Here is a 25,348-nt window from a genome sequence, read left to right on the forward strand (position 1 = left end):
GGAGTACATAGAGCCGTGCTCGACTTCATCTACTATCCCGTGTCCTGGATCCTATGGGTCTGGCACAAAGCCTTTTCGTTCGTGCTCGCTCCCGACAGTGGCTGGACCTGGGCGTTGTCGGTGGTGTTCCTCGTGTTCACCCTCCGCGCCATTCTGTACAAGCCGTTCGTCAAGCAGGTTCGCACGACCCGGCAGATGCAGGAACTTCAGCCGCAGATCAAGGCGCTGCAGAAGAAGTACTCCAACGACCGGCAGCGCCAGGCACTGGAGATGCAGAAGCTCCAGAAGGAACACGGCTTCAACCCCCTGATGGGTTGCCTGCCGGTCCTGCTGCAGGTGCCGGTCTTCATCGGTCTGTTCCACGTGCTGCGGTCCTTCAACCGCACCGGTACCGGTTTCGGCCAGCTCGGCCTGACGCCGGAAGAGAACGCACGTGTCGGCAACTACGCCTTCAGCCCGGAAGATGTCGAATCCTTCCTGAGCGCACGTCTGTTCGGTGCCCCGATCTCGTCGTGGATCACTCAGCCGATCGCCTCGCTCGAGGCCTTCGCGCCGTTCGGTGACATCCCCTCGCGGTGGCAGATCGCGGCCGTCGCCGTTCCCCTCATGATCGTGGCCGGCATCGCCACGCACTTCAACGCCCGGGCTTCGGTCGCCCGCCAGAGCGCACAGGCTGCCGCGAACCCGCAAGCTGCGATCATGAACAAGCTGGCGCTCTACGTATTCCCGCTGGGTGTGCTCGTCGGCGGTCCGTTCCTCCCGATCGCCATCATCCTGTACTGGGTGAGCAACAACGTGTGGACGTACGGCCAGCAGCATCTCGTCTTCCGGAAGATCGATCAGGAAGAAGAAGAGAAGCGGGCAGCGGCACTCGCACGCCGCAACGAGAACGCCCCGAAGCCGGGTGCCCGTCCGAACAAGCCGAAGAGAAAGAAGGGCGCCGTCGCTTCGGCGGAGAGTGCTCCTGCCGACGGTGCGACCGTCGAGGAGACGCCCCAGGTCTCGCTGACCAAGGACGCAGACGCTCAGTCGAACGGCAACTCGACGCCCACGTCCGGTTCCGGATCGTCGGCCCCGAAGCCGGGTAGTCGTCCCAAGAACTCCAAGCGCAAGCGGCGCTGACCGAAGTAGAAGAGAGCTGATCATGGCCAGTGACCTGGACAAGGCACAGGAGGACATCGAGGTGACCGGCGAGGCGCGCGAGCCTGAACTCGACACCGACGTGGTCGACGACGAGGACTTGATCGAAGAGGGGGAAATCGCCGGCGACTATCTCGAACAGTTGCTCGACGTGCTCGACTTCGACGGCGACATCGATCTCGACGTCGAGGGTGACCGGGCCGTCGTGAGCATCGACGGTGGCAAGGATCTGAGCAAGCTCGTCGGAACCAACGGAGACGTCCTCGACGCCCTCCAGGAACTCACCCGTCTCGCCGTGCAGCAGGCCACCGGGGAACGCAGCAAGCTCATGCTGGACATCGCAGGCTGGCGTGCGGGCAAGCGCGCCGAGCTGACCGAGCTGGGTACCTCCGCCGCGAAGCGGGTCCTGGCCGGCGGCGGTCGTGAGGAACTCGCTCCGATGACTCCCTTCGAACGCAAGATCGTGCACGACGCGGTGGCGAAGGTCGACGGGGTCTCCAGCGAGAGCGAAGGTGCCGAACCGTATCGGCGCGTTGTGATCGTGCAGGATTGAGCCGTCCGCTTTCGGCTCGAAGAGGGACCCTGAACACTCGGGGTCCCTCTTTTTATTCGATGGAGGCCAGCGGGACCGGCACCGCCGGCGCACCGTCGGCAGGAGAGGATGTTTCACGTGGAACAAGACGAGGCAGGATTGCTGGCCACCGCTCAGCAGATCTTCGGCGGGCGATTCGAGCTTGCCGAGCGTTACCATCGCTCACTGTCGGTCGACGGAGTCGAGCGAGGACTGATCGGTCCGCGTGAAGTGTCCCGATTGTGGGAGCGCCACATCTTGAATTGCGCGGTGTTGGGCGAACTCATCCAGGAGGACGAGACCGTCGTCGATGTCGGCAGCGGTGCGGGGTTGCCGGGTATTCCGCTCGCAATTGCTCGACCCGACCTGAGGATCACTCTCGTCGAGCCGCTCTTGCGGCGCACGGTCTATCTGGCGGAATTTGTGGAAGCCAACGGTCTCGACAATGTCTTGGTGGTGCGAGGCCGCGCGGAGCAACCCAGCGTGCTTCAGGAAGCCGGTGGGGCCGACGTGGTCACGTCGCGAGCGGTCGCGGCGCTGGCGAAACTCGCCAAGTGGTCCCTGCCCCTGATCCACGAGGGCGGCCGCATGCTCGCGTTGAAAGGTTCCTCGGCGCACGAGGAGATCGAACGAGATCGAGACGAGCTTGCCCGTCTCGGTGCCGGCAATCTCGAGGTGCTCGAGTGCGGCCGCGATGCGCTTCCGGTTCCGACACTCGTGGTGAAGGCGGAGCGCATGCCACGTCCGTCTCGGCGGCGAAAGAACAAGTAACTGTTCCACGTGAAACGAACCCCTCACTTCCCTCGCGGAGGTGAGGGGTTCGTTTGTTCCGGGCCGGCGTCGGACATCTCGAGTATCGATCGCCCGGGACGGCTCTCGAGCTCGAGGCGTTCTCTCGAGTACCCAATGGCGTCCAGGAGAGCCTCGGATGGTGTCAGGGGCTGATTTTCTTCCCGTGTGAGCGGGTACCGGTGGCCCAACCCTATTTCGTCACTGTGACGCCAGATGTGTGCCTAAATCAGGAAAGGGTGATATCGGCAAGAAAAATACTGTGTCACAACATCTTACGATGGAGAGATTTGGAATCTGTTGTGCATCAATATGATCGAAGTTCCCACGACGAGCAGTTGTCCGTACGGGATCGGCACGGACGACACCTGTCGCAGTTTCACGTGAAACATTCCCCACTCCCCTCGGCCCGCAATGTTCCACGTGAAACAAAGGAGCGTTGTTTCACGTGGAACGTCCTGCGGTGTGATCGCGTGGCAGCCACATAGAATGCGGGTGGAATACTGAACCGACCGAGGAAGTGGACGTGAGTCGACGCGTCGAAGCCACGACCAATTCTTCGGACATGCCTCGCCTCCTCGTTGCTCGACCAGGCCGCGTCCCGTGCGCCGTGTCCCCGGAGCGAAGAGGAGTAGCGTGCGGACCGTGCGGATCAAACGTTTAAGGAGCGTTCTATGACGGGTGGATCTGAATCCGCTGTTTCACGTGAAACCGAGGCGATGAACGACGAGTTCTCACCCGTCCCCTTCGATGGGTTTTCCGCGATCGATACGCCGATCGGTGCTGCGGCACATCGCGCGAGTCAGGTGCTTCACCCGAGCGAGGCAATCGCCCTCCCGAAGCCGCACGAACGCCGCGTGCTCACCATCGCGAATCAGAAGGGCGGGGTCGGTAAAACCACGACCGCGGTCAACCTCGCCGCCGCGCTCGCGGTCCAGGGTCTGACGGTGCTCGTCGTCGACCTCGACCCTCAAGGCAACGCGAGTACCGCACTGGGAGTACCCCATCACTCCGGCGTTCCGTCGAGTTACGAAATCCTTCTGGGTGAGGTCCGCGCCGTCGACGCCGTCCAGCAGAGTCCCCACAGCGAGCGCCTCTTCTGCATCCCGGCGACCATCGATTTGGCAGGCGCCGAGATCGAACTCGTGTCGATGGTGGCTCGCGAAAACCGACTCCGGAACGCGCTCACGAAGGACGCGCTCGGGCCGCGCGAGTACGACTACGTCATCATCGACTGCCCGCCGTCACTGGGCCTGCTGACAGTGAACGCTCTTGTCGCAGCCAAGGAAGTGCTCATTCCGATCCAGTGTGAGTACTACGCCCTCGAAGGTGTCGGGCAGTTGCTGCGCAATATCGAACTCGTGCAGTCGCACCTCAACCCCGACCTCCACGTCTCGACCGTATTGCTCACGATGTACGACGGCCGCACCAAGCTTGCCGATCAGGTCGCCTCCGAGGTGCGAGCACACTTCGGGTCCGCGGTGCTGCGGTCCGTCATCCCCCGGAGCGTGAAGGTTTCCGAAGCTCCCGGCTACGGGATGACAGTTCTCGACTACGATCCGGGATCGCGCGGCGCGATGAGTTACCTCGATGCGGGGCGCGAGTTGGCGGCACGCGGGATACAGAAGAAGCAGGGGAACGAATGAGTGCGACACGTAAGGGCGGGCTCGGACGAGGCTTGGCCGCTCTCATCCCGACCGGTCCTCCGGTGACTGCGCCGGCCACGACCGCGCCTACCTCGACGACCACCACCTCGACGACCACCGAATCGGCGTCGGCACCGGCGGCTCCCGCATCGACCGTGAAGCCGGCCCCCGGTCGACGTGCCGGTGCGTCACCGGGAATGTCCTCGTCGCCGTCCGGGCTCGGATCCGCCGCGGCGGACCTCATCATCGGCGACGGAAAGCCTGCCTCTCCCGAATCCACGGCGCCGGACACGCAAGGCGACGACGGTGCGCCCGCCGAGGTCGATCACGACCTACTCCCCTCGCCCGCCGGGGCGGTGTACCTCGAGATCCCGATCGACCGGATCGCCCCGAACCCGAAGCAGCCTCGTCAGGTCTTCGACGAAGAGGCACTGACCGAACTCGTCCACTCGATCCGGGAGTTCGGCTTGATGCAGCCGATCGTGGTGCGGCGAGCGGACGATGATCGCTTCGAGATCATCATGGGCGAGCGGCGGTGGCGGGCCACCCAGGAAGCGGGGCTCGACACGATCGCCGCCATCGTCCGGGACACCGATGATCACGCGATGCTGCGAGATGCTCTCCTCGAGAACATTCACCGTGTGCAACTCAACCCCCTCGAAGAAGCAGCCGCGTATCAGCAGTTGCTCGAGGAGTTCGAGGTCACCCACGAGGAACTGGCGACACGCCTCGGACGCTCGCGCCCGGTCATCACGAACATGATCCGGTTGCTCAAGCTGCCCATTCCTGTCCAGCGGCGGGTCGCTGCGGGCGTGCTGAGCGCAGGCCACGCGCGCGCCTTGCTCGCGCTCGAAGCCGGCGCCGACGCACAGGAAGCACTCGCGATGCGGATCGTCGCCGAAGGGATGTCGGTACGGGCGACCGAGGAAGCGGTCATGCTGGCCAACCGCAGTGGTGCTCCCACACCGTCGCCCTCCTCGAAGCGGAAGCCCATCCAGATGCCGGGGCTGCAGGACGTCGCCGAGCGTCTGTCCAACTCGTTCGACACCCGCGTGACCGTGAGCCTGGGGAAGCGCAAAGGCAAGATCGTGGTCGAATTCGGGTCGGTGGACGATCTCGAACGTATTGTGACCATGATGCAGACCCAACGTGAGGTCGACGCGGATCCGACCGATCGGGCCCGCCAGTCTTGACTCCCCGACGGGGTCGGACAACAGTCTGTGAGAGAAAGACGTGGAGGCGAAGGTATCCCGTGTCGACGCGAGTCACACCGCTGTCCTTGAGTGCGATCGAGCAGTTGCCCACGCACCCGAGGCGGTGTGTGTTCTGGGAAATGGATCCGGCGCCCGCCGGTGATGCCCGCAACTTCTGCGACCCCGAGTTCGAAAAAGAAGCGTGGCTGTCCATGGTCATGCTCGAGTGGGGGTCGTGCGCACAGGTCGCCACGTTCGGGGACACCGACGACAAGGTGGCCGGGGTGGCGTTCTATGCGCCCCCCAACATGGTTCCCAGGGCGCGACTCTTCCCGACCTCGCCGGTCAGTGCCGACGCGATTCTGCTCACCACCATGCGCATCGAGCCCCACGCGTCCGACCTGGATGTGGGCGCCGATCTCATCCGCGCCGTCGTGACCGATCTGGTCCGCCGCAACGTCCGGGCCCTCGAAGCGTTCGGTGTGCGTCCGCAGGAGGACGACAGGCCGTCGGCGGGAGACGTGCCCAGCACCACCTCCGCGCGGGAATGCTCCCCTGCCGAATGCATGATCGGCGCCGACTTTCTCGAGGACATGGGCTTCGAGGTGATCGCCCCACATCCTCGCTTCCCCCGGTTGCGGCTCGAACTCGACCGTGACCACGGATGGAAGGAAGAGGTGGAAGCGGCTCTCGAGCGCCTGATCGAAGCGGCCTCACTGACGGTGGAGGATGTCACCGGGCGCACCGCGGTGGGCGTGCAGTAAAGGTGCCCGCGGCGCTCCGGTGCCGAGTCCCCGCAGCGAGTCAGCGGGTCCGGTGAGTCAGCGGGTCCGGTGAGTCAGCGAGTTTCGGTGATGGAGAGTTCCTCGGCCAGCAGTTCGGCGAACGTATAGGTGCCGGTGGGCTGATCGTCCTGCCCGAGCAGATACAGACGCTTCACTGCGACGAGGATTGCCTCGGCGATCACGTCGCGGGTGCGCGGATCGGCGAGCAGTGATGCGTCGTGCTCGTTGGTGAGGTAGCCGAGATCGATCTGCACGGTGGGCATGTTCGTCAGGCGCAGCAGGTCCCAGGTACGCCCGTGGCTGCGGCAGTCCTGCAGTGAGGTTCGTGCGACGATCTCGCGCTGGATGAACCCGGTCAGTACCTGACCGATCATGGATTCGGAGCCGTGCGAATTGCCGTAGTGGAAGCTTGCGATACCACTCGCGTGCGGGTTCGAACTCGAATCGCAGCGCAGCGAGATCATGAGATCGGCACCGAACGCGTTGGAGGTGCCGGCGCGTTCGACGTCGGTCGGATCCGCGTGGTACGGGCGCGAGAGGAACGTCTCCATACCGGTCGCCGCCATGCGGCCCTCGAGGCGGCGCGCAAGATCCCACAAAATGTCGGCCTCCGAAATCGGGCCGTGCACGCTGGGCACGATGATGCCGTGGTGGGTGCCGCCCAGACCGGGATCGATGACGATCCGCTTACCGCTCAGCTGGGGGCCCGACCGTCGTACGATCTCCTCTTCGCTGATGGCGTGAGGCGATCCACCCGACACCCGGGTGCCGAGCAACTCGAGTGCCCGCAAGGTTTCGGGACCACAGATTCCGTCCGCGGCGAGACCGATCTCGCGCTGGAACGAACTGAGTCCTTCGTGAGTCTTCTGGCCGAAGTAGCCGTCTACCCGGTCCACGTAGAACCCCAGATCCTGCAACCGGGTCTGCAGCGCAGCCACGTCGTCGCCGTACAACGGCGCCGACAACTGGTACATCAAGGTTCGGGCGCCGAGTCGATACGACGCCTCCTTGAGGGAGCGGTACGTGGCCGGGCCGACGATCCCGTCGACGAGCAGACCGCGCTGCTGCTGGAAGGCGCGCACGGCGCCGTCGAGTTCGCGGTCGAAGACGACGTCGGACCCCATCCAGCCGTCGGAGGAGTCGGGACGGGCGTGCAGGAAACCCAGACCGGCCAGAGTGCTCCGAATCTCGGCGACTGCCGGGCCGTGGTCGCCGTGACGAAGAGGGCGCATGCGTTGGGCCTTTCCGTGCTGACCGGATTGCGCCCGGCACGGGGCAGGGCAGCATCGAACGGAATTATCTCAGATGCGCCGGGGGCCGGGGCCCAGGGCGGCGCATCCGAGAATCGATCCTCGGGACCGTACTACAGGACGTCCGCGAGGTCCCGAAGCAACGCCGCCTTACCCTTCGCGCCCACGATCGTCTTCACAGGCTTGCCGCCGGAGAACAGGATCATGGTGGGGATGGACATGACCTGGTAGTCGCGGGCCGCCGACGGGTTCGCGTCGATGTCGAGCTTGGCGATCGTCAGCTTGTCGCCGTGCTCGCCCGCGATCTCCTCGAGCACCGGAGCAACCATCTTGCACGGACCGCACCACGTGGCCCAGAAATCGACGAGCACGGGCTTGTCGGCCTGCAGCACATCCTCGACGAACGAGGAATCGGTGATGGTGACGGTGTTGGTGTCCTTGACGGCCACGGCTATCTCCTGGTGTCGCGTGTTATCGGGGGGTGGGGGGACGGTCAGACCTGGGCGGGCACGATCGAGGGCGGAACCTCGTGGCGTGCGACAAGCCAGCGCTCGGCGTCGATCGCCGCGGAACAACCGCTGCCGGCCGCGGTGATGGCCTGACGATAGGTGTGGTCGACGAGGTCTCCGGCCGCGAAAACACCCGGCAGGGACGTCGCAGTGGTGCGACCGACGACCTTCACGTAGCCCTCGTCGTCGAGTTCGACCTGTCCCGCGACGAGTGCGCTGCGCGGGTCGTGGCCCACGGCGACGAAGAGGCCGGTGACGGCGAGATCGCTGCGCTCGCCCGTGACGGTGTCTTCGACGGTCAGCGACGAGACGCTGTTTTCTCCCAGGACCTCGAGGACCCTCGTGTTGGTGAGGAAGCGAATCTTCTCGTTCGCCTCGGCGCGCTCGAGCATGATCTTCGAGGCACGGAACTCTTCGCGGCGGTGGATGATCGTCACGCTGCGCGCGAACCGCGTCAGGAACGTGGCTTCCTCCATCGCCGAGTCGCCGCCGCCCACCACTGCGATGTCCTGATCCCGGAAGAAGAAGCCGTCACACGTGGCGCAAGCGGAGACGCCGCGGCCGAGGAGTCGCTCCTCCCCCGGCACACCGAGGTAACGGGGTTCGGCGCCCATGGCGAGCACGACCGCGTGACTGCTGTAGGTTTCGCCGTTTGCGACCACGGTCTTGACCGGGCCGGCGAGATCGACTGCCTCGACATCTTCGGTGCGGATGTCCGCGCCGAACCGGAGCGCCTGCTCGCGCATCTGGTCCATCAACTCCGGACCCATGATGCCGTCCTTGAAGCCCGGGAAGTTCTCGACCTCGGTTGTCGTCATCAGCTCGCCGCCGAACTGGGTTCCCTCGAAGACGATGGGCGAGAGTTCCGCGCGGGCGGCGTAGATCGCTGCGGTGTATCCCGCGGGTCCCGAACCGATGATGATGAGGTCGTGAATGGTGGGCGAGGTCGTCATTCGGCGGAGGCCTTCCGGTCGGCGGTCGGGGCTGTCGTAGATGCCACGTGCCGAGAGAGACCGGCGCGGCAGCATACACAGATGTCAACACCAGGGTAAACGGTGTTGTTCCCCTCGCAGCGTGCGTCATGCCACAGCGCGTGCGCACGCGCCGGACGGAGGTGTCAGACCGCGCCCGGAACATCCCGGAGGGTCTCCCGGATCACACATTTGGTTCCGGTGTAGATGGTCGGCATGCACTTGTTGCAGTGGATGCACAACCCTTCGTCCGCGGTGTGGTTGCGGAACTTGTCGACCAGATACGGGTCACGGAGCAGCGCCCGGCCCATAGCCACGAACTCGAAGCCTTCGTGCAGGGCGTTGTCGATGGTGTCGATGCGGTTGATGCCGCCGAGCAGGATCAGCGGCAGCGACAGTTCGGACCGGAACTGCCGGGCCATCGGGAGGAAGAACGCTTCCTCGAACGGCAGTTTCGGGAAGAGCTTGGGTCCGTACACCTTCAGGCCCCAGCCGATGACCTTCGGCTGTGACTGCACGAACTCCTTCATCGGGACGTCGCCACGGAAGAAGTACATGCCGTTGAGCAGCGAGCTGCCACCGGTCAGCTGCATGGCGTCGATGGTGCCGTCGGACTCGATCAGCTTGGCCATGGGCAGCGACTCGTCGAGCCACAGTCCTTTCGGGACGCCGTCGGTCATATTGAACTTGGCGATGACCGCGACCGAATCACCCGCCGCAGCGCGCACGGCGGCGAGTACCCGCCGGGGAAAAGCGGTGCGGTTGGCGATGCTTCCGCCGTAGCGGTCGGTCCGCTTGTTGAGGTTGGGGCTCATGAAGGAGCTGAGAAGGTAGTTGTGTCCCAGGTGTACTTCCAGCGCATCGAATCCGGATTCGACGGCATAACGGGCGGCCGACGCATACTCCTCCACGATGGCGTCGAGGTGCTCGAGCGTCGCGCCGCGGACGAGGCCCATCGCGGGGGCGCTGATCCGGGTGGAAGGGGCGGTGGTGCTCATTCCGTTCGACAGCTGATTGGCGACGAGTCCGGCGTGCCCGATCTGTGCGGACGCGAGTGCGCCCTCCCGGTGGACGGCCTCGGTCAGCCGGGTCAGCCCGGGAACGGCGTCGCGGTCGAGAACGAGGGTGTCGCGGTGGACGCGACCCGCGGGTGAGACGGAGCAGTACGCCACCGTCGTCAACGCGGTACCGCCGCGTGCGACTTCGGCGTGGAAGTCGATGAGTTTGTCGGTGACCGCACCCTTGGGCATGACACCCTCGAACGTCGCGGCCTTGATGATGCGGTTGCGGAGCGTGAGAGGCCCGAGGCGGGCGGGTTCGAAGACGGTGGATCGCGGCGAAGTCATGACCCTACTTTCGATGCCAGTGGTATCGTAATAGGCCGACTATAACTCCGATCACACGCCAGGCACTGTCTGGTCCCACTCACACGAGAGCCCATGTCAGCTGTACCTGCGGGACGTCCGAGAGATCCTCGAATCGACAGTGAAGTGCTCGCCGTCACCCGCGAGATGCTCGTCCGCGACGGGTGGGACGGCCTCAGCATGCGGGCGATCGCGGCGCGCGCGGGAGTCGGGCGAGCCGCACTGACTCGCAGGTGGCCGAGCAAGGCGCACTTGGTGCTCGATGCGCTGCTCGGCTCGGCACCCGATCTGTCGCCGTACGACGGGATCGATCGCAAGGGCTGGATCGAATGGGTCGTCGCGGGGAGCAACGAACTCTTCTCGAGACCCGAGGTTCGCGCCGCCCTACCCGGACTACTCGCGGCGCTGCGTGACCACGAGGACCTTCGCCGCGCACTGTGGCGAACCTTCAGCGGTCCGAGTACCGCGCTGTTCACCGAGAACGGTGACGGGGACGCGGAACTCGATGCCCGCGCGGCGCTCGTGATGGCGGCCGGAACCGCACTGTTCACCGGGCTGATCGCCGCGGAGGACGACACCCCGGCGCTGCGCGCGCGGATACTTCATCTGCTGCTGACCATCGCCGAGTGACGACGCACCACCGAACGCCTATCCGATGGTATGAACCGCCAGAGTAGCGGGAGTGTCTGCGTCACAGTCTGTTCCGACCATCACCGCGGTCAGTTGCGGGGGTTGCGGTCCACCGAGGAGCAGCAGGACCGCTTCACGTTCGCGGAATTCCGTCTGTCGCGATCCCAGTAGAGGAGAATTCGCGAAACCGTTGGCTTCCAAGCACTCCCGGAGTCGAACCGTATCCGAGAGGGGACCGAGCGAAGTCGTGCCGACGATCGAGCGTAGCTCGGCGGGCTCGAACACGGAGTCGCTCTCCTGGGCGGCGTAGGCGTCGCTACCCGCGTCGTCGTCTCCCCCGGGCGCCGAGTGGAGCAGGACGAGTGCGAACACCCCGGCGAATACCGCTGCCGCGGCAACCCCGGCGCCCGCCAGCCATGTTCGGGCGGGTCGTCGCTGAGCAGTAGCCAGAGTGGCATCGATCCGGGCAGCCACCGCCGGAGGAATCGGTTCCGACGGATCGCTGTCGCGGAGCCTGCCGAGACGCGACTGCACCGCGTCGAGTCGTGCGACGACGGCCGCGGCCTCCGGGTCGGCGCGCACGAGAGGCCAGAGCTTGTCGGCCGAGGTGTCGTCCAGCACGCCCGCGTGCAGGTCGGCGAGCAGGTCGTGCGAGTACGGCGGACGTGGTATCTCGTCCTCGTTCATGCGCGTTCTCCTCGCGGATGGGTTGTCCTCACCAGAGTAAGACGATCCGGACCCGTGTTCGGTTCCCTCACTCCCGTAGGTCGCCGAGAAGGACCGCGAGTTTGCGACGTGCCCGCGCACACCGGCTCTTGACCGTCCCCTCCGGTACTCCGAGCCGGCGGGCCGCTTCTCGCACCGAATATCCCTCGACGTCGACCGCCACGATCGCGGCGCGCTGATCCGGTGGAAGGGTGAACAATGCGGTCTTCACATCGAGGGCAAGCTCCGTGTCGTGGATGGAATCCCGCCCCGCACGCGGAGTTTCGGAATCGTCGGGGAAGAGAGGAACCGTGGGCCGAACCTTGTTGCGCCGGATGCGATCCAGGCACGCGTTCACGACGATGGTGTGCATCCAGCTACGGACCGCGGCGTCCTCACGGAAGTTCGCAGCCATACGATGCGCGGACAGGAGAGCTTCCTGCAATGAGTCGGCCGCGTCCTCCGGCGAGTAACTGGTACGTCGCGCGACCTGCCACAAATGGTCGTAATGGCGCGACAGCAGTGTCGCGAACGCTTCCCGATCGCCGGCCGCGTGTGCCGACAACAAGTCTGCGTCGGACACGAACGTGCCCGGCACCTCTGTGAGCACAGAGTCGTCGGGCACGGCGATTTTTGCGATCCCCCCGAAAATTCGCACGCGCGGATGGTAGCCGATCGCACGGCGATTGCCCCGGCTTGCGCTCGGGGCGATCCGGTTATTCCGAGCCGATGAACTCGATCTCGGAGATCGAACTCTTGTTGCTGCCACCGTCGGAGCTGAGCCCGGTGATCCACAGCAACACGTGCGTGGTGCGGCCGTCGGCGTCGAGAGGAATCTCGGTCTCACCGGATCCCAGTGTCGCCTGGCCGATCACCTGTGTCTGGTCCAGGGACGTCGAATCCGAGGGCGCGCTGCGGATTTCGAGCACGGTACCGGGCGACTCGGACGTGACCTTCGCCGACGAGAGGGTCGCTGCGTCCTCCAGCGTCACCAGCAGGCCCACCCCGCTCTTCAACGACGGGAAGGGATCGAAGTACGCGTCGGTGCTCCACGCCGTGGCAGGGTCGCCGTCGATCGCCAGCGACGCGGACGCCGGAGAATCGGGGGTGCCCTGCGGCGAGAACACCGTCACCGCGGATGCCGGCACCGGTCCCCCGGCTGCGGCCGGAGCCGCCTCCTCCGATGCGGACTCGGGTGCGGCAGGTGCCTCGGCGGTCGGCGTGAGACCGAATTCCTGGCTGGTGAGCGGCTCATCGCTCGTGTCGCCGGCGAGCAGATTCGTGATCCACCACCCGATCAGCGAGAGCAGCACGACCGTCGTGATACCGAGGCCGATCAGCGCAACGAGCATGCGCTGGGAATGCTTCTTCTTCTGTTCGAGCGCCTCGGGGTCGGCCAAGGCATGGGTTTCGGTCATGCTCGCGCGCTGGCCGATGCGGAGCGCGGGAATCAGGTCGGTCTTCTGGTCCACCACCGACGCCTGGTCGAGTATGTGCTGCACCGTTGCCGCGGTGCGGATGCCACCGTCGGTGTTCAGAGCGCGCACGGCGACTGCCGAGATCTCGAACGGAACGTCGGGGCGGAGCACCTTGGGTTCGACCGGTTTGCCGTCGGCGCCGCGGTCGGCTTCCGGCATGCCACCGATGGTCGCGCCGCTGTGATGCGGGGCCGGGGGCCGTCCCGGAGCGGTCGGTTCATCGAGTGGCCACCGACCGGTGATCAATCCGTACAGGCTGGCTCCGAGACCGTGCACATCGGAGACGGCATCCGCGTCGGAGAAGGTTGCCGGGAACGCCATGACCGCGTCGCCGGAGACACTGATCCGGATGCGGTCGGGGTGATCGATCGACAACGCGCTGCCCGCACGGTGCGAGGCCTCGGCCGCCGCCGCGAGGGCGCGAACGGCCCGGGCAGCGCCCAGCGGGGACGGCTGCGTGGTGGACATCTCGCGCAGCGAACGACCGGGCGTCCACTCGGCGACGACGATGCCGCCCGAACTACCCCGGACCACGTCCAGGACACGTGCCAGTCCGGGCGAATTGATCCGGCCGAGCCGCAGCGTCCGGGACAGGATGGCCTGCGGAGAGTCCGGACCGGTGCCGTCGGCAGCGCTCTGATCGGCGTCGACGAAGGTCAGTGCCACCTCGCGGTCGAGTTTGACGTCGAGTGCCTGCCAGAACCGCAGCCCGCGTGCGCCACCGTGGGGTGAGAGCAGCCGGTACCGGCCACCGGCCACGGACGCGCCGGCGATGAGTTCCGGTCCGCGCATGGTGCGGCGGGGGGCCGAACCAGGGACCCGGACAGGCGGAAGCTGAGGAGACCCGATGGGTATGACCCCGGTGTCGTGATGGGTGTCGCGAGGCGCACTCGGCGGCGTGGGCCGTTGTTCGTTGCCGACCGGCGTCGATCCTGCCTGCTGTGACGCGTCGATTGTGGACCTGCCGGCGGCGTGGTCGTCGCTCACCCTCACTCCTTCGTTGTCGACTCGTCCACTTCCGGTGCGGAGACGAGGATCGCCCGTGGGGGCCGCGAAGTAGCGCGGACCACGGCGCCCGTGTCGAATCTGCTGTTGACCAGGGTACGGGAGTTGTTGTTGCGCCTCGACGGGACGGGGCACGTCTCTGATCGCGGGCATGACTTCGGTGATCGCGTCGTACGGTCCGACCCCGTAGTCGCCGTAGTCGATGCGCGGCAGTACGACGGTCTTCTCGAAGTCGGACTCCGGGTAGGCGTCGTAGCCGAAGCGACGGCGGGCCGGGAAGGCACCGGTATCGGCCGGCGACGTGGCCGTGGATTCGCCGAGTTCGGCTTCGGGCTCTTCCGCACCGCCACCGCGCACCGCGGCGATCTTGCGGCGTACGGCGGCCTCGATCGCCATGATTTCGGGAACCTTGAGCAGATACATGCCGACGAGTGCGACGAGCAGCATCAGCACGCCGCTGATCGCGACACGCACCATCGAGCCGAGGCCGCCGAAGCGGTCCGCAAGGGCGTCCAATTGCAGGAGTTTGTCGGCGACGAGCACGACGACCGCCCCAGCCGCCGACGCGAGCACCACGTGCCAGATCGTGCGCCCCACGTTGGCCATCCGCAGGTCGCCGAGGGTGCGGTGCAGCAGAAACCCACCGATGAACGCGCCGCAGGTGAACGCGAGACCGGTCGCGACACCGAGCAGGACGACGACCTGCTGGTCGCTGCTCGCCACGGCCGGAGCGAGCGCCGACAAGCCGATCTTGACGGCGGTGATGCCGAGAATGATCCAGGTGGGGGTCCACGCCTGTTCCCGCGCGTAGAAGACCCGCAGGTGGATGAGCACGAGCGAGTAGGGAATCAGGGTGAAGGCGGACCAGCTCACCGCCTGGCCGAGCAGGGACGCGTTGCCCGCACCGAAATTGCCGTAGCCGTACAGCGCGGTCCCGACGTGCGTGCCCGCGATCGTGAGGAACGTGACGATCGGAATCAGCGCGATCATCGTCATTCGGGTCGCGACCGACAGGTCGTCGACGACCGCGGGAGTGTCGCCCTCGGCGGCGTTGCGGCTCAGTCGCGGCATGATCGCGGTGAGCACGGTGACGCCGAGAACGCCGTACGGCAACTGCAGCAGCAGCCACGCGTTGTTGTAGATCGCGGGGCCTGCGGCATCGGCGCCCGACGAGATATTGGTTGCGAAGATCATGCCGATCTGGCTGATCAGCACGTACAGCACGATTGCCGCGGCCATACCGCCGAACTGGCGCAGGCGGTCGTCGAGGCCCCACAGCGGCTTCAGATTGATGCCTTCGCGGCGGAGCGCGGGGATCAGGCACATCGCCTGGGTGATCACGCCGAGGAGCACACCGAGGCCGAGGACCAGCAGCTTCGGGTCGCTCATGCGCACCGGATCGAGGGTGATCTCCCCCGGCATCAGGTAATAGACGACCAGCACGACGAGTACGACGACGTTGTTCGCCACGGGTGCCCACGCGCCGGGCTTGAAGACCTGCCGCGTGTTGAGAATGCCCGTGAACAGGCCCGACAGCCCGTAGAACACGATGGCCGGCAGCAGCAGGTACGACAGGGCTGTTGTCAGTGACGTCGACACCTTGCCGGAGTCGTCGAGGAAGACGTGCGTCGTGAGCAGCGGCGCGGCGGCGACCGCGAGGATCGTCGCGCCGCCGAGCAGCACCACGGCTGCGGTGAACAGACGACGGACGAACGCCTCGCCGCCGTCCGGGTCCTCGCGTTCGGCCCGCACGAGCACCGGCACCACGATCGAGGTGAGGACGGCGCCGAGGACCAGCTCGGAGATCATGTTGGGGATCTGGTGGGCCACGGTGAACGACGACGCGACACTCGCACCCAGCAGCGTGAGGATCAGCAGCTGCTTGAGGAACCCGGTGATCCGGCTGACCAGGGTGGCGACGGCGATGGAGCCGGTGGCCGCGAGCAGGCTCGGAACCTTCCGGCCGGTGGGACCGGCACCGGTGACGTCCGGTGAAGTCGTCGGTGACTTCACGTCGTCGCGGGTCGCGTTCCCCGTCATTCTCGTTCGTACCCTTCGTCGGCTGGATCCGGTTCCCCGCGGAATCGGTGCAGAAGCCGCCTGCCCGCCAGGAACAGCAGGAGTGCTCCCGCACAGCCCGTGACGATGGCGAGAATCCGGCCATACGCATTGGAACGTACCGTCACGTTCGTCGGACTGCCGAGAGACAGGCCGGATTCCGTGGTGAGCGAGAACTCCAGTTCGAGCTTCCGCGAGTCGCTGATCTGAGCGGGCACCGTCAGGGTGCGGCTACCGCGCGGAGGGAGCTGTGTCGGCCCGATATCGGTGATCTCCATCGCCGACGGCGCGTCCACGTGCAACCGCACTGTGATGCCCACGGGCAGATCGTTGCGCGCCACCAACAGTAGGGGACTCTGTTCGGAGGTCAGGGTGTACACACCGCCCGGTGAGAGCACTGTCACTCCCGCGAACATCCCGTCCACGGCCTCCTCGACTTCCACCGCGCGCAGAGTCGCGGCGTCCGCTGCCTGCTCGGGATCGTCGCCCCGCAGCCCCGCCGACGCCATCGCGCGCAGCAGGTCCTCCCGCAGCGGTGTGAGGAACTCCTGCGGTGTGAGCTGGGCCTGCGGGTCCTCGATCAATGCCGCCTGCAGGGCATCGAGCCGGGGTGTCTGCTCGGCGGCGATCCGGACCACCTCTGCCGGAACACCGTCGGTGACGGCCTGCTCCGGGTAGTCGAGCACGGAGGTATTCGGGTCGTCTGCGGTGGCTGCGGCGGCCGCCACGAACTCGGTGAAGGGACGAGCGGTCGCCGTTCCGGAACGGATGAGTGACGAGATCATGGACAGCGTGGCCGAGGCCTCGTCCGGGGAAGGCGACCAGACCTGCGGCGGAGCGAACAGCACCGACCGGCCGGGCGCGGGCAGCGGCAGTCCCGATGCCGCGTCCACCGACGGGGCCAGCGCCGGCCACGCCAGCGCGCCGAGCGCGTCCTGGAACCGGGCGGTCGCGGAATCGTCGGCGAGGTCGTAGCGCGCGGCCTTGGTCACGAACGAGGGGGTCGACGGCGCGTCGCCCATGCCGGCGAGTGCCGCCGAGGCCGCAGCGTCGAACAGGCCGGCCGTCAGTCCGTCGACTCCGGACACCCGGACATTGTTGCGCGGAGATGCGCCGCTCATGGCGGCGCGGCCGTCGTCCACCGCGGTGTCGGCGAGTACCGCCGTGACCGGGCCGTCCGCGGCGACGAGAAGCCCGGCGTCCTCGGTGAGGACACCGGAATCGGGCCACACGACACCGGGGAGCGATGTGGTCCCGAGGATCGTATCGACGAGGGTGCTCGGGGACCGCAAGGCGGGGACGGTCAGGGAGGGATCGTCCAGTTCGGCGAGCGCCGTCAGGTCCGCCTGGGCGAACGGCACCGCCACCGTGCACATCGAGGTCGCGAGTGCCCGGATGCGGCCGAGCCACGCGATCGCCGCCTCGGTACCCGTTCCGGGACTCGCGGCCCCCATCGGATCGGCCGGGTCGTCCACCACGAGATAGTCCCGGGTCATGTTCGCCACCGTGACCAGTAGGTCGGGGTCGATCGCCAGGCACATGCCTTCGGTGACGCGCGGATCGGTCTCCAGGGATTGTTCGGCCGCGCGCAGCAACCCGTCGAGCCGTCCTCCTTCGGCCAGCGACGTGGCGAGCACGTCGTCGACGAGCCGGGCGGGTTCCGTCACGGATCCGGGGACACCGGAGGCGAGCCGTGGCGTGTCGGCCAAGGGCCACAGCATCGAGACAGCGACGGGGCGCGACACCTCGGGTGGAACGGCAGGAAAGGTCTCGGTCTCGCGCTCGAGCGCAGTTCCGGCGGTTCCGCCCGATGGGGTGGACGCCGATGTTCGCGGGCCGGAGGGTTCCTCGCCTGCCGGCACTCCCAGCACGGGCAGCAGGAAACGGGCATCGTCCAGACGGGCCTGGCCGCCGTATTCGGGCGAGCCGTTCACGTTGACGAGCAGCGGGTAGACACCGGGGGTGTCGATGCCGAGCGACGGTTCGAGTTCGGAACGCAGGGGCAGCTCGATCGTGAACTCGGCGCGGTCGCCGCGGCCGAGTCGGTCGGTGACCTGTTCGAATTCGCCCGCGGTGTCGAAACCCGACTGGTCGAGGGAGAGCGAGGTGCGCAGGGCAGCAGGGTCGGAAATGACGGGTGCGCGCTGAAGCCGCACCCAGACGTCCTCGACGTCCCGGTCGCCGACATTGGTGACGGTGCCCGTGACCTCGACTACCGATTCACTCGTGAGCGACACCACCGACGGGGTGACCTCGTCGATGCTCAGATCGAGAAACCGGGTGCCTTCGGAGTCCGGCTGCGCCGCCGCGGGTGCGGGGATCGCCACACCGATCGTTGTGAGAACGAGCGTGAGCACGGCCAGAACCGCGGCACCCGTTCGGGAAACCACCGCCGTCATCCGAGATGGGCCCCCGGTTCGTCGGTGCGGGGACGCGATTCGGGATGCATCTCCGCAATGAGCTGGTCTGCGACGTCGGCGAGCTTACGTTCGTCGGCGTAGGCGAGCCGAGACCGGAGTTCACGGAGCGGAACCCACGCGACTTCGGTGACCTCGACATCCGCGTCGGACAGTTCGCCGCCGAGGTAACGCAGAAGATAGTGATGCACCGTTTTGTGGACACGACGGCCTTCGGTGACGAACCAGTAGTCGATGCTGCCGAGTTCGGCGAGCACCGTGCTGCGGACACCGGTCTCTTCGTGCACCTCGCGCATCGCGGTCATTTCGGCGGTCTCGCCGCGCTCGATGTGCCCCTTCGGCAGCGACCACAGCAGGCGGCCGCGACGGTCGGTACGCCCGATCAAGGCGGCGCACAACTTGTCGGGTGGACCGCCGAGTCCGTCGACGACCAGCCCTCCGGCCGATGTCTCGCGGACGGTGCGCAGTCGAGGGCCGGGCGCACCGGGTGCACCGGGTGCTCCGCCCTGAGCAGCCTTTTTCGCGCTCGTGCCACGACGCCGCGAGCTGCGGCGGTTGCGATTGGCACGTTCGGCGGGCGACACCTAATAGATAGTAGATGTACCGCCGTCGGTCCCGGCTCAACCACACGAACGCCCTGCTCGGTAAGGTGCAAAGACGTGAACTCCCCCACCGCAGACCTCGACCGCCGAACCCGGTTGCTCGCCGGAGCCGACGTCACTCTGCGCTCGTTGTCCGATGTCCTGGCCCCACTCGGTGCGCGGTTCACCGAGGCGGGCCATGAGCTGTATCTCGTCGGCGGGAGCGTCCGCGACGCGCTTCTCGGCCGGTTGGGCACCGACCTCGACTTCACGACGGACGCGCGCCCCGAGAAGGTCCAGGAACTGCTGCGCGGGTTGGTGGACCATCAGTGGGACACCGGTATCGACTTCGGCACGGTCAGCGCGGCAAAGGGATCCGAGCAACTCGAGATCACCACGTTCCGCAGCGACGCCTACGACCGCGTCACCCGCCATCCGGTCGTCGAATACGGGACGAGTCTCGAGGACGATCTCGTACGCCGTGACTTCACCGTCAATGCGATGGCAGTTCGGATCGGTCCGGACGGCGCCGGTGAGTTCGTCGACCCACTCGGTGGGCTCGACGCGTTGCTCGCAGGTGTTCTCGATACTCCGGCTCGGCCGGAGGACTCGTTCGAGGACGACCCGCTGCGCATGTTGCGAGCGGCACGATTCGTCTCTCAGCTCGGCTTTTCGCTCACCGATCGGGTCCGGACGGCGATCCGGGAGATGGCGGACGAGATCCTGCGCATCAGCGCCGAGCGGGTGCGGGCCGAACTCGACAAGCTGATTCTGGGGGACCATCCGGTCGACGGCATCGAGTGCATGGTGGAGACCGGCCTGGCGGAGCGCGTGATCCCCGAGATTCCCGCGATGAAGCTCGAGATCGACGAGCATCACCAGCACAAGGACGTGTACTGGCATTCGCTCACCGTGCTCACCCAGGCGATCGATCTCGAGGACGGCGACCCGGACCTGGTGCTGCGCTGGGCGGCGCTGCTCCACGACATCGGCAAGCCCGGCACCAAGCGCAACGAGGCCGGCGGCGGCGTCAGCTTCCATCACCACGAGGTGGTCGGGGCGAAGCTGGTGCGCAAGCGGATGCGAGCGCTGAAGTACCCGAAGCAGATGATCGAGGACGTCGGCCAGTTGGTGTTCCTGCACTTGCGCTTCCACGGGTACGGCAAGGGTCAATGGACGGACTCGGCGGTGCGGCGGTACGTGCACGACGCCGGGGATCTCCTCCCCCGGCTCCACAAGCTGGTTCGGGCCGACTGCACCACCCGCAACAAGCGGCGCGCCGCGGCACTGCAGGCCACCTACGACGATCTCGAGGTTCGCATCGCGCGGCTGGCGGAGGAAGAGGGCGTCGCGAAGGTCCGTCCGGATCTCGACGGCAACGCGATCATGGAAGTTCTCGGCATTCCACCGGGCCCCGAGGTGGGCCGGGCGTGGAAGTTCCTCAAGGAGTTGCGCCTCGATCGCGGTCCACTCGATCGAGACGAAGCCGAGGCCGAGCTCCTGAAATGGTGGGAGCAGCAACCGAAGTCCTGAGCGTGTTGCCGGCACCTCACACCACCTCGCGGCACCCGTGAGCCAGATGTCACAGCGCGCTCATCCCATGTGACGCGTCCGAAACACCGAGTCCGCAGCATGGAAGTCGTCGTATCGGCGACGGCAACGGCGTGGCCCTCGGTTCACTGCCGGCGGACGCGGTGCCGGGTAGGAGATTCGGATGCGGGATGACATCACGACGGTGAAGACCGCGTGCTCCTACTGCGGTGTCGGGTGCGGCATGGTGCTCGACGTCGCCACCGATCCCGATACCGGTGCCCGCAGGGTGGTCAAGGCGTACGGCGACAAGGAGCACCCCACCAATCGTGGTCGCCTGTGTACCAAGGGTTCGACGAGTGCGGAGATGCTGGCCGCGGGGGGCCGTCTCGACACCGCGTACGTGCGTGACCGCCGCGGCGGCGCTCCTTCGCCGGTGCCGGTGGACGCGGCCGTCACCGAAACCGCGCGCCGTCTGACGGAGATCATCGGAACCCATGGACCCGATGCGGTGGCGTTCTACGTCTCCGGACAGATGTCGCTCGAGGCGCAATACCTCGCGACCAAGCTCGCCAAGGGATTCGTGCGCACCAGCAGGATCGAATCGAATTCGCGGTTGTGCATGGCCTCTGCGGGCACCGGCTACAAGCAGTCGCTCGGTTCGGACGGGCCACCCGGCTCGTACGAGGACTTCGAGCACGCCGATCTGTTCTTCGTCTCGGGTTCGAACATGGCCGACTGTCATCCCATCCTCTTCCTGCGGATGATGGAACGCGTCAGAGCCGGGGCCAAGCTCGTCGTCGTCGATCCTCGCCGCACCGCCACCGCGGACAAGGCGGATCTGTTCCTGCAGGTCGCACCGGGTACCGACCTCGCGCTGCTCAACGGTCTGCTCCACCTGATCGTCGAGAACGGGCACGTCGATCGCGACTTCGTCGAGGAGTACACCGAGGGCTGGGAGGCGATGGAGGAGTTCCTCGCCGGGTACCCGCCCGCTCTCGTCGCCGGGATCACCGGCCTCGAGGAAGACGACATCCGGACGGCTGCACGATGGATCGGCGAGGCCGGCGAGTGGATGAGTTGCTGGACGATGGGGCTCAACCAGAGCACCCACGGCACGTGGAACACCAACGCGATCTGCAACCTCCATCTCGCCACGGGTGCGATCTGCCGCACCGGAAGCGGCCCGTTCTCGCTCACCGGTCAGCCCAACGCGATGGGCGGCCGCGAAATGGGTTACATGGGTCCGGGCCTGCCGGGCCAGCGCAGCGTGCTGTCCGGTGACGACCGGGTGTTCGTCGAAGAGCAGTGGGCGCTGCCCCCCGGCACACTGCGCGCCGAAGCAGGCACCGGCACCGTCGACATGTTCCGGGAGATGGCGCAGGGAAACATCAAGGCGTGCTGGATCATCTGCACCAACCCGGTGGCGTCGGTCGCGAACCGGGCGACCGTTCTCGAGGGTCTCGAGAACGCGGATCTCGTCATAGCCCAGGACGTGTTTCTCGAGACCGAAACGAATGCGTACGCCGACATCCTCCTCCCGGGTGCGCTGTGGGCGGAGTCCGACTACGTGACGGTCGGATCCGATCGCACGCTGAACCTGTTGCAGCAGGCCGTCGAACCGGTCGGAGAGGCGCTGCCCGACTGGCAGATCATCGCGCGCGTCGCCTGTGAGATGGGGTTCGGCGATGCCTTCACCTACTCGTGCGCGGAGGAGGTCTTCGACGAGGTCACCCAGTTCTGGAATCCGCAGACGGGGTACGACCTGCGTGGCGTGACATACGACAGGCTGCGGCACGGTCCGGTGCAATGGCCGTGTGGCCCCGGCCGCATCGACGATCGCAGTCCGGTCCGGTATCTGAACGACGGAGGCAGCCGGACGCTGGTGGTCCGCGACGACGGATCCATACCGGAACTGGCCTTCGCGACACCGGACGGACGAGCCCGATTCTTCCCCCGGCCGCATCTGCCCACGGCCGAACTACCCGACGACGACTACCCGTTCGTTCTCAATACCGGCCGGCTGCAACATCAGTGGCACACGCTCACCAAGACGGGCAAGATCGCGAAGCTCGGCAAACTCGACCCCGGTCCGTTCGTGGAGATCAATCCCGAGGACGCAGAGCGATTTTCGATCTTCGACGGTGAAGCGGTGGACATCACCTCGCGGCGGGGCCGCGCTGTCCTCCCGGCGGTGGTGACCGACCGGGTGATGCCGGGCAACTGTTTCGCCCCGTTCCACTGGAACGACCTGTTCGGGGACGATCGCGCGATCAACGCCGTGACCAACGACGCCGTCGATCCCGCGTCGCTGCAGCCCGAATTCAAGTTCTGTGCGGTCGCCGTGGCGAAAGTCGCGGCAGCACCTGTAGCCGCGTCCCCGCCCGCAGACGATTCGGTCGTCGGACGGCTCGCGGAGGCACTCGGAGTCGGCGGTATCCCCGCTCCCCGATTCGACGACGACGAGAAACGCTATCTCGCAGGGCTGCTCACCGGTCTGCGGTCGTCCGATGTGACCGCCGCGCCCTCGTTGCCGGCGTCGGCGCCGTTTCCCCCGGCGACGCGGGCGTGGCTCGACGGACTGCTCGCGGGGATGTACTCACAGGGCGCCGCGGTCGACGCCGACCCCGCGACCGAGCCGGTCGAGGATCGGAACCCGGAACCGCCGGTCGTGGTCGCGTGGGCGTCGCAGACGGGGAACGCCGAAGGGTTCGCGCAGACCTGCGCCGAGCGTCTTCGTGCCGCGGGACGTGAGGCCACCGTGGTCGGGATGGGTGCGCTGACCGTCGCGGATCTTACAGAGATACCGGAATTACTGGTGGTGACAAGTACTTTCGGTGACGGCGACGCACCGGACAACGCATCCACCTTCTGGAAGGACTTGAGCGGTGCCGACGCACCGTCGCTCGCCGGCACCCGCTACGCGGTCCTGGCTTTCGGCGACTCCAGTTACGACGACTTCTGCGGGTACGGACGCAAGGTGGACGAGCGGCTGGCCGATCTCGGAGCGACCCGGATTGCGCCGCGCGTGGACTGTGAACCGGACTACGAGGACCGCGCGAACGAGTGGGTGTGCTCGGTCCAGAAGTTGGTGGCCTGCGGTGACGCGCCCGCACAACCTGGCCCGTCGCGGGCATCCTTGTATACCCGCAAGTCCCCGCTCGTCACGCGCCTGACACGCAACATCGCGCTCAGCGGAGGCGGATCGTCGAAGGACGTGCGGCAGTTCGGATTCGAGCTGTTCGACCCGGAATTCGAATACTGTGCGGGAGATGCTCTCGGCGTGATGCCGACCAACGGCCCCGAGGCCGTCGAAGAATGGCTGCAGGTCACCGCCCTCGACGCGGAGGCGCCCGTCGAAATCGTCGATCGCCCCACCGTCCCGCTCCGGGAGGCCGCGGCTCGGTATCTCGACATCACCAGGGCCACTCCCGAATTGCTGCGCTTCGTGCAGCGGCAGAGCGAGAGTCCGGAACTCGCCAAGCTGCTGCGACCCGGAAACAAGATGGAACTGCAGCGGTGGCTGTGGGGGCGGCAGGCGATGGATGTCATCGCCGAATACCCGTTCAAGGCACCGCTCGGCGAGTGGCTCGGTGTGCTCACGCGACTTCGGCCACGCATGTACTCGATCTCGTCGAGCCCGAAGTCGAACCCGCGGGAGGTGCAGCTCACCGTGTCGGTGGTGCGGTACGGATTCGAGGGCCGCGAGCGGGCCGGCGTGTGCTCCGGTTTCCTCGCCGACCACAGCAAAGGTGTCGACATCCCGATCTTCGTGCAGCCGAATCCGCACTTCCGGCCGCCGTCCGGTGATACTCCGATGATCATGGTCGGGCCGGGCACGGGGATCGCGCCGTTTCGGGCCTACCTCCACGACCGCCGCGAATCCGGGCACACCGGTCGCAACTGGCTCTTCTTCGGCGACCAGCGGTCGGACACCGACTACCTGTACCGCGACGAGATCGAGGAGATGCATGCGGACGGGTTCCTCACCAAGCTGGACCTCGCGTTCTCGCGCGACCAGCGACAGAAGGTCTACGTGCAGGACCGCATGCGTGAGCAGGGCGCCCAGCTCTGGAGATGGTTGCAGGACGGCGCCCATTTCGCCGTCTGCGGGGACGCCGGGCGGATGGCCAAAGATGTCGACGCGATGCTCCGCGAGGTGGTGCAGACCCACGGCCGGCTCGACCAGGAGGCGGCGGCGGCATACGTCGATCGACTGAGTGCGGAGAAGCGGTACGTGCGCGACGTCTACTGAGAAGCTTGATGCAACCGCATCTGCGGACGTATCGTCCAGTTCGTGACTAGTGTGCGGAACATATCGTGACGGCTTTCCGTATCCGCGACGCCGCACGCCTGCTCGGTGTCAGCGACGACACCGTCCGACGCTGGATCGACCAGGGCGCCCTTCGTGCGACCAAGGACGACACCGGCCGCAAAGTGGTCGACGGCGGCGAACTCGCGGCGTTCTCGCGGGCACAGGCCGACGCGGCACCGGATCTGCTCGGGGTTGGGAGTTCTGCCCGCAACAAATTCGTCGGTCTCGTCACCCGGGTGGTCTCGGATCCGGTGATGTCGCAGGTCGAGATGCAGTGCGGGCAGCACCGGGTCGTGTCGCTCATGAGCACCGAGGCAGTGCAGGAACTCGGCCTCGAACCGGGCAGCGTCGGTGTCGCGGTCGTCAAAGCGACAACCGTCATCATCGAAACACCCGGGGGGTCCTCGTGAG

Annotated in this window: 19 protein-coding genes; 10 read left to right on the top strand and 9 right to left on the bottom strand. The window is 66.5% G+C overall.

All coding sequences use genetic code 11. From position 1 onward, the window contains the following. The first annotated feature begins 15 nt into the window (after positions 1–15). The 6 genes from yidC to ACFWU2_RS01175 all read left to right on the top strand — a co-directional run bounded on the left by yidC (position 16) and on the right by ACFWU2_RS01175 (position 6,103). Positions 16–1,122, top strand: a complete 1,107-nt coding sequence (gene yidC / locus ACFWU2_RS01150) for a membrane protein insertase YidC (protein ID WP_378599019.1) — start codon at positions 16–18, stop codon at positions 1,120–1,122. A 22-nt stretch (positions 1,123–1,144) separates the two neighbouring features. Further along, positions 1,145–1,693, top strand: a complete 549-nt coding sequence (locus ACFWU2_RS01155) for a protein jag (protein WP_378599022.1) — start codon at positions 1,145–1,147, stop codon at positions 1,691–1,693. Between the two features lie 108 nt (positions 1,694–1,801). After that, positions 1,802–2,482, top strand: coding sequence for a 16S rRNA (guanine(527)-N(7))-methyltransferase RsmG (gene rsmG / locus ACFWU2_RS01160; RefSeq protein WP_378599025.1), 681 nt, complete (start codon positions 1,802–1,804; stop codon positions 2,480–2,482). Between the two features lie 692 nt (positions 2,483–3,174). Continuing rightward, complete coding sequence (locus ACFWU2_RS01165) at positions 3,175–4,146, top strand: ParA family protein (RefSeq protein WP_378599028.1); 972 nt, start codon at positions 3,175–3,177, stop codon at positions 4,144–4,146. Then, positions 4,143–5,339: a ParB/RepB/Spo0J family partition protein gene (locus tag ACFWU2_RS01170; protein WP_378599031.1), complete on the top strand. Its 1,197-nt coding sequence runs from the start codon at positions 4,143–4,145 to the stop codon at positions 5,337–5,339. The genes ACFWU2_RS01165 and ACFWU2_RS01170 overlap by 4 nt, the downstream gene beginning before the upstream one ends. 59 nt (positions 5,340–5,398) lie before the next feature. Beyond that, on the top strand, positions 5,399–6,103 hold the full coding sequence (locus tag ACFWU2_RS01175) for a GNAT family N-acetyltransferase (RefSeq protein WP_378599034.1): 705 nt from the start codon (positions 5,399–5,401) through the stop codon (positions 6,101–6,103). A 74-nt stretch (positions 6,104–6,177) separates the two neighbouring features. On the opposite strand, the gene ACFWU2_RS01180 is transcribed toward ACFWU2_RS01175, so the two are convergent. From ACFWU2_RS01180 to ACFWU2_RS01195, 4 genes are all read right to left on the bottom strand, one after another. After that, entirely contained in the window at positions 6,178–7,356 is a 1,179-nt protein-coding gene (locus ACFWU2_RS01180; RefSeq protein WP_378599037.1) for an N-acetylmuramoyl-L-alanine amidase, read from the bottom strand. Between the two features lie 131 nt (positions 7,357–7,487). Next, a complete protein-coding gene (gene trxA, locus ACFWU2_RS01185; protein ID WP_169620910.1) occupies positions 7,488–7,823 on the bottom strand; it encodes a thioredoxin in 336 nt (111 codons plus the stop codon). A gap of 44 nt (positions 7,824–7,867) precedes the next feature. Next, positions 7,868–8,836: a thioredoxin-disulfide reductase gene (gene trxB / locus ACFWU2_RS01190; protein ID WP_378599040.1), complete on the bottom strand. Its 969-nt coding sequence runs from the start codon at positions 8,834–8,836 to the stop codon at positions 7,868–7,870. Positions 8,837–9,000: 164 nt separating this feature from the next. After that, entirely contained in the window at positions 9,001–10,200 is a 1,200-nt protein-coding gene (locus ACFWU2_RS01195; RefSeq protein ID WP_378599043.1) for an NADH:flavin oxidoreductase, read from the bottom strand. A gap of 93 nt (positions 10,201–10,293) precedes the next feature. On the opposite strand from ACFWU2_RS01195, the gene ACFWU2_RS01200 reads away from it, so the two are divergent. After that, positions 10,294–10,848, top strand: a complete 555-nt coding sequence (locus ACFWU2_RS01200) for a TetR family transcriptional regulator (protein ID WP_378599046.1) — start codon at positions 10,294–10,296, stop codon at positions 10,846–10,848. A gap of 18 nt (positions 10,849–10,866) precedes the next feature. Here the strand turns inward: ACFWU2_RS01200 and ACFWU2_RS01205 are convergent, their stop codons facing one another. From ACFWU2_RS01205 to ACFWU2_RS01225, 5 genes are all read right to left on the bottom strand, one after another. Then, on the bottom strand, positions 10,867–11,535 hold the full coding sequence (locus ACFWU2_RS01205) for a hypothetical protein (protein WP_378599049.1): 669 nt from the start codon (positions 11,533–11,535) through the stop codon (positions 10,867–10,869). Between the two features lie 67 nt (positions 11,536–11,602). Then, a complete protein-coding gene (sigM, locus tag ACFWU2_RS01210) occupies positions 11,603–12,136 on the bottom strand; it encodes an RNA polymerase sigma factor SigM (protein ID WP_378600186.1) in 534 nt (177 codons plus the stop codon). A 133-nt stretch (positions 12,137–12,269) separates the two neighbouring features. Continuing rightward, the gene (gene murJ / locus ACFWU2_RS01215; RefSeq protein WP_378599052.1) at positions 12,270–16,076 is read right to left on the bottom strand and encodes a murein biosynthesis integral membrane protein MurJ; all 3,807 of its coding nucleotides are present in this window, start codon (positions 16,074–16,076) and stop codon (positions 12,270–12,272) included. Continuing rightward, complete coding sequence (locus ACFWU2_RS01220) at positions 16,073–18,493, bottom strand: glycoprotein (RefSeq protein WP_378599055.1); 2,421 nt, start codon at positions 18,491–18,493, stop codon at positions 16,073–16,075. The genes murJ and ACFWU2_RS01220 overlap by 4 nt, the downstream gene beginning before the upstream one ends. Further along, positions 18,490–19,095 carry an NUDIX hydrolase gene (locus tag ACFWU2_RS01225; protein ID WP_378599058.1) on the bottom strand — a complete coding sequence of 202 codons (606 nt, stop codon included), beginning with the start codon at positions 19,093–19,095 and terminating at the stop codon, positions 18,490–18,492. The genes ACFWU2_RS01220 and ACFWU2_RS01225 overlap by 4 nt, the downstream gene beginning before the upstream one ends. 75 nt (positions 19,096–19,170) lie before the next feature. Between ACFWU2_RS01225 and ACFWU2_RS01230 the strand changes: the two genes are divergently transcribed. The 3 genes from ACFWU2_RS01230 (at position 19,171) to ACFWU2_RS01240 (ending at position 25,347) form a co-directional block, all read left to right on the top strand. Continuing rightward, the gene (locus ACFWU2_RS01230) at positions 19,171–20,625 is read left to right on the top strand and encodes a CCA tRNA nucleotidyltransferase (protein WP_378599061.1); all 1,455 of its coding nucleotides are present in this window, start codon (positions 19,171–19,173) and stop codon (positions 20,623–20,625) included. 181 nt (positions 20,626–20,806) lie between these two features. Then, positions 20,807–24,877, top strand: coding sequence for a molybdopterin-dependent oxidoreductase (locus tag ACFWU2_RS01235; RefSeq protein ID WP_378599064.1), 4,071 nt, complete (start codon positions 20,807–20,809; stop codon positions 24,875–24,877). A gap of 65 nt (positions 24,878–24,942) precedes the next feature. Further along, complete coding sequence (locus tag ACFWU2_RS01240; protein ID WP_378599067.1) at positions 24,943–25,347, top strand: molybdopterin-binding protein; 405 nt, start codon at positions 24,943–24,945, stop codon at positions 25,345–25,347. Position 25,348 lies beyond the last annotated feature (1 nt).

This window comes from Rhodococcus sp. NPDC058639 (assembly GCF_042717545.1).
In the GTDB taxonomy this organism is placed as follows: Bacteria; Actinomycetota; Actinomycetes; order Mycobacteriales; family Mycobacteriaceae; genus Rhodococcus.